The organism is uncultured Campylobacter sp. (assembly GCF_937949835.1).
Classification (GTDB): Bacteria; Campylobacterota; Campylobacteria; order Campylobacterales; family Campylobacteraceae; genus Campylobacter_B.
The window spans coordinates 1-5,180 of sequence record NZ_CALEDC010000224.1; the positions used below are offsets into that span (position 1 = coordinate 1).

The 5,180-nt window shown below is 52.0% G+C and carries 5 protein-coding genes; 2 read left to right on the plus strand and 3 right to left on the minus strand.

The genetic code is table 11. From position 1 onward, the window contains the following. On the minus strand, positions 1–520 hold a 520-nt coding region (locus Q0256_RS05140; RefSeq protein ID WP_297960725.1), incomplete at its 3' end, for a bifunctional diaminohydroxyphosphoribosylaminopyrimidine deaminase/5-amino-6-(5-phosphoribosylamino)uracil reductase RibD. Positions 521–1,078: 558 nt separating this feature from the next. Between Q0256_RS05140 and Q0256_RS05145 the strand changes: the two genes are divergently transcribed. Beyond that, complete coding sequence (locus tag Q0256_RS05145; RefSeq protein WP_069435689.1) at positions 1,079–1,333, plus strand: hypothetical protein; 255 nt, start codon at positions 1,079–1,081, stop codon at positions 1,331–1,333. Between the two features lie 681 nt (positions 1,334–2,014). Here Q0256_RS05145 and Q0256_RS05150 read toward each other — a convergent pair. Together Q0256_RS05150 and rbfA are read right to left on the minus strand one after the other, a co-directional pair. Next, positions 2,015–2,434, minus strand: coding sequence for a ribosome maturation factor RimP (locus Q0256_RS05150; RefSeq protein ID WP_297960728.1), 420 nt, complete (start codon positions 2,432–2,434; stop codon positions 2,015–2,017). Continuing rightward, positions 2,427–2,792, minus strand: coding sequence for a 30S ribosome-binding factor RbfA (gene rbfA, locus Q0256_RS05155; protein ID WP_005872391.1), 366 nt, complete (start codon positions 2,790–2,792; stop codon positions 2,427–2,429). The genes Q0256_RS05150 and rbfA overlap by 8 nt, the downstream gene beginning before the upstream one ends. A gap of 783 nt (positions 2,793–3,575) precedes the next feature. On the opposite strand from rbfA, the gene Q0256_RS05160 reads away from it, so the two are divergent. Further along, complete coding sequence (locus tag Q0256_RS05160; protein WP_297960730.1) at positions 3,576–5,000, plus strand: DKNYY domain-containing protein; 1,425 nt, start codon at positions 3,576–3,578, stop codon at positions 4,998–5,000. Positions 5,001–5,180 lie beyond the last annotated feature (180 nt).

Here is a 5,180-nt window from a genome sequence, read left to right on the forward strand (position 1 = left end):
CGTCAAATTTCACCTCTATGCCCCCGCAGCGTAAAATTTCCGCGCCGCCCGCAGCCTGCGTGTTCGTATCGCGCGTGCCGATTACCACGCGCGATAGGCCTAGCTCTGCCAAAAGCTCGGCACAAGATGGCGTCTTGCCGCGATGCGCGCAGGGCTCGAGCGTGACGTAGGCGCAAGCGCCGCGCAAAAGCCCGCCGTGACGGTTTAAGATAAAATCATAAGTGAAGCTCGGCTGCAAAAGAGCGCTTTTTAGGGCTTTTGTGTTTTGAAATTTAACGCCGAATTTGCGGGCGTATTCGCAAGCGAAATCCTGCGCGAAATTTGCGCCCAGATCGCACAGCGCGGCGAAAACGGTGTTTGCCTCGGCGTGCAAAAAGCCCGCCTTTTTATGCGCGCCTATACTTAGAACTCTGCCGCTCTTATCCAGCAGCGCGCAGCCCACGGCGGGGTTGGGTAGCGTCAAGGCCTGATAGCGCCACGCAGCCCGCAGCGCCAAATCCATGTAAAATTCGTCGTTCATACAAAATCCAAAATTTAAATTGTCCCGCTCCGCCGCGCTTGCTTAGCAAAATTACGGCAGAGCGGAGAACTCGCCTACTCCCAGCAAATCGCGCCTCGGGCGCAAACCAACTCAGCCACCTGCGCTCTTCCTCGCTGCGCTGGATGACGCCGACCTCGCACTTAGCCCACTTGCAAGAGCGAGCTCGTTTTAAGCGCCAAATTTATCAGAGTGCAAGCCGCGCGCCGTATGTGTAGGAGCAAGATTCCGCGCGGGAACAAAACTGCGAAATCTTACCACAGGTTTTAGAATTTTATCCTAAATCGCAAATTTTGCGGCGTATGTTTCGCACGGACGGCAAATTTTACACCCAGCATGCAAACGACCGCTTCTGGCAGCGCACATAAGCTGGCTTTGCGAACTGGGCGCTGCGAGCCGGCTTTGCGAAGTAAAATTTTAATAGGCGCCATGGCAGAACCGCAATCGAGCGTGAATATACAGCCCCAAAAGGCACGGCTTAATTTCAGCTCAAATTCAGGGGGGGGGTAGAATTACACAAATTTTCTTCAAAGGATTAAAATGTCTGAACAACCGACCGTTCAACCCCAATCAAACGTGCTTGGGATACTCTCCATAGTCTTCGCGATTTTAGGGATCTTTTTCCTAGGGATCGTTTTCGTTCCGCTTGCATTTTTGTGCGCAATCGCCGCGACCTATCAAGCCGTCAAAAAGCAAGCCTCGCTCGTAATAGCGATATTAGCGTGGATCCTTACGATCGTGGGGCTCATGACCTCGCCCGTGCTGTTAGCCACAATCGGCATCTCCGCTTCGTAGCCGCAAATACCCGCGCCGCTTGACGGAATTTTAATTATCTGATGGACGGCACGCAAACCTCCGCCCGCAGAGTTTTAAAGCGTAAATTTATGGGCGGAATTTTGCCTTAAAATTCTACAGATAAAATTTTAAGGCAAAATTCGACACAGGAATTTTGTATCAAAAATTTACGGGCGGAATTTCAGCGTGGAATTTTACCGCGCCGAAACAGCGCGTAAATTTTAAATTTAGCCGCTTTCGGGCGCGACGTGAAATTCTAAAGCAACGCGCAATCGTCACGCAAAACTTATCATTTAGCGACGCAACATGAAATTTCAAAACGGCACGTGCGGCATGGGAATTAAAATTTACGCAGCAGAAATCGCCGCGAAGCTTGCTTTTTAGCGGTACGATCTGAAATTTCAAAGCGCCGCCCGGTGGCGTGAAAAATTACTTTTTATCGGCAATCTAAAATTTCAAAACAAACAAGCGGCACCGGAATTTTAAAATTTTACGCCAATCGCCGCGAGAGATCAAGAGCGGCTAAAAACAACTAGGAGCCGTAAATTTCAAAAGCGATTTTAAAATTTAAATCTCGAAATTCCAAGCCAAAATTTCAAACAAGCAAATCTCGCGCGGCAAATTTTAAAGCTTCATTCGCAAAATTTCAAAGCTGCGCACAGAGCTTTAAAATCCGCGCCGCTACCACTGCACGTAGGTTCGCGCCTTTTTGATCTCGTCAAGTCGCACGCTCGCCTCGCCATCGTCCGTGCGTAGCCTAAGCACGCCGCCTTCGCAGTCTAGCACCTCTCCGCTTAGCTTCTGCCCGTCCGTGCAGCTTAGGCGCACCAGCTCGCCCACGGAGTTTGCGAAATGCTGCGGCTTGCTTAGCTTGCGCTCTAGCCCGGGCGAGCCGACCTCCAGCGTCCACTCGCCCTCAAGCGGCGGCTCCACGTCGAAAATCGGCGAAAGCAGCCGCGATAGCCGCTCGCAGTCGTCTAGGCCCACGCCGCCTGCTTTCGTGATACTGATGCGGTAGATCGTTTTGCCGTTTTCGCTCACCGTCTCCACGTCATAAAGCTGCACGCCGCACTCGCGCGCCAAAGCCTCTAAATCAACCATTTTTGCGCAGCTCCTCCTCTATTTTGTCGAATAGATCGTCCATTTTGTTTTGATACTCCAAGCGGTCGTCAAATTTGAAGTGAAACGCGGGGCAGCGGTACCAGCCCTCCGCCTCGGCGCAGAAGTTTTGCAAATATCTCGCCACGCGGCCGAGCTTTTCGAGCACGAATTCCTGCTCGCGCTCGTCGAAGGCGTTTTTATCCAGATACACGAACGCGTCGTAGCGCCCGCGCTTGCACTCCACGTCGGTCACGCACAGCCCGCGCAAAAGCTCGTCCTCGAGGCTCGCGAGCGCTTCGGGGATGAGTTGCTTTAGCACGCTTTGCGTGCGAAGTCTTCTGAGTTCGGTCGGATTCATCTTTACCTCGCTATCTTAAATCGCCGCAGATTGCGCGGCGATGGAATTTTATTGCTCCGCCGCGGAGCCTTATCTCGCATCCATCTCACGGTGGCACTGAATTTTATTTCGCGTCCATCTTATGGCGATGCGGAATTCCATTTCGCTTCGGCGCGGCGGCAACGCAGAATTTTATCTCGCTTCGACATGACGAAATATCCGCCCTGCGGCGATGCGGTCTGTTTAAATTTGACGCGACTTGCGTCGCACCGGAGCGTCCATCTAAATTCTGAGCGGTTTGCTGCGCGCCGGTATTGCGGACAGCGACTGCGCCTTTTGAAATTTCGCTTTTAAATTTTAAAAGGTGTGAGCTTAACTTTGAAATTTTGCTCTTAAATTTAGCCTGGTGCTCCGCGTTTAAATTTTAAACGCAAATCGCGCGAGAATTTCATGGCTCGCATACAAAAGCTCATCGCGTAATTGCGCCGCTACCGCAGCAATATTTCCGCGCCAAGACGCGGTGCTATTCTGCGCCGTGCTCTGCTCTCCGCGGCGCGTTATATTCGCTGCCGCGCTGCCATTTTGGCGGCGCAATAATACAGCGCGCGGCGGCACCCTCTTTGCGCTACGCTCGCTTACCGCGTCGCTTTAGAATTTATCTTAAATTTTAAAAGCGCTTCGATACCGTGCGAAATCTAAATTTTGCCGCTTTAAAATTTCAACTTTGCGATTAAATTTAAAATTTAAGTCGCGCGGAAAATCCGCGATCAACAAGCGGCGTAAATTTAAAATTTAAGGTCAGAGATGTTTGAGGATTTTACACGGCAAAGCGACAAGCCTTCGCGGGCGAAAGATAGCGACCTGCCGCAAAAAAGGAGCGGGGACATGCCGCTTTGGCGCAAGATCGTGCTTGGCGCGATATTTGTATTCGCGGCTTTTAGCGTGCTTATTCTGGCGGCTGTTATAAATTCCAGCGACGACTACTCGCCGCGGGACGATGAGCAGATCAAATACAGCGATTTTTATAAAAAAGGAGATGAAATTTACGCCCTCGTGGTGGGCGCGGGCTATTTTGCGATACCGGACGCGGACGCGGCGAGCTTTCGGGTTTTGGATTTCGGCTCCGGCTACCGCTCCAACGTCGCGGCGGATAAAAACGCCGTATATTGCGGAAATATCGCGATGAGCGAGCTAGAGCCCGCGCGCACGAAAGCCGTAGCGTTCGGATACGTAAGCGACGGGCGGATCAGTTATTTTTGCGACGGCGAGGCGGTACCCAACGACGCGCTGGGAGCTCTTAAGCTCACTTATGAAACCTTGGCGCATATTTTTTGGGATGCGCCCAAGCCGCAAAGCTACATTTATAAATTTAAACGAATGGACGCTACGGATCTGCGCCAAATCGCGGGCGTGTATTACGCTGCGCAGGGCTCGCGCGCGTTTTATAAAGGAGAGGTTTTGCCTGGCGCCGATGCCGCGAGCCTGCGCCGAATAGAGGGAAGCGATGGGCGCGCTAGCGGCGTTTATGCCGCAGACGGCGCGAACGTGTATTTTAAAAACCTGCGCCTTGACGCGCGCGATAACGGCGGGCATTACGAACTTTTGAGGCAGCGGTTGGACTATTTTTTGTGGGATGCGAAAAGCGGCGACGTTTTTGCGAATGATTTAAAATTTGACCCCGCCGCCGCGCCCTATGCTCCGCTAAATAGGCAGCTTGCGCACTCAAACCATCTACTTTTTGCCTCCCCTAGCGGCATCTACTATTTCGACGAGAACGACGAAAAGCAAAAGCGCGCGGCAGACAATCCCTTTGCGGGCGAAGTTCACGCGCTTAGCGGCAGCGTGTTTCAAAGCGGCGAGCGGATATATTTTTTAGAAGGTGCCGAAGTTTGGGGCGGCGGCCGCAGCACTCGCAGGCTGGTCGCTCGCAAAAGTGGACTTTTCGCGCTCGAGCTGCCGCATGAGTGGCGCAGGGTCGGCGGCGTGCACGGCGGGCTATACGGCTGGGTCTATTCAAACGGCGGGCGATTTTTCTATTTCGACGATCTGGGCTCTTCGCAGCTGATAGATCGGTGCATTTATGAGATCAGGAATCTAGACTTGGTTGAAATTTTGCTTCAAAAAAGCAGCTTTGGCACGAGTAAAATTCGCGAGATGATAAAGAGCGGCGGGCTTAAGGCGGTGGACGGCGAGCTGCTTTTTGAGGTAAAGACGAGGGTAGAATTTTAGCCGCGATTTGAGCACAATTCGAGCGCAGAAAGCGCTGCTAAATTTTAAATTTGATTTTGCTTCGGCATAAATTTATAAAATTTAAATGTCGTCGTGGGCTCTAGCGTAGGTTTAGAATTTCACCGCAAATTCCTTTAGAGGGAGCGCGCAAATTTCGTTTCGCGTCGTCGCGACGGCTCG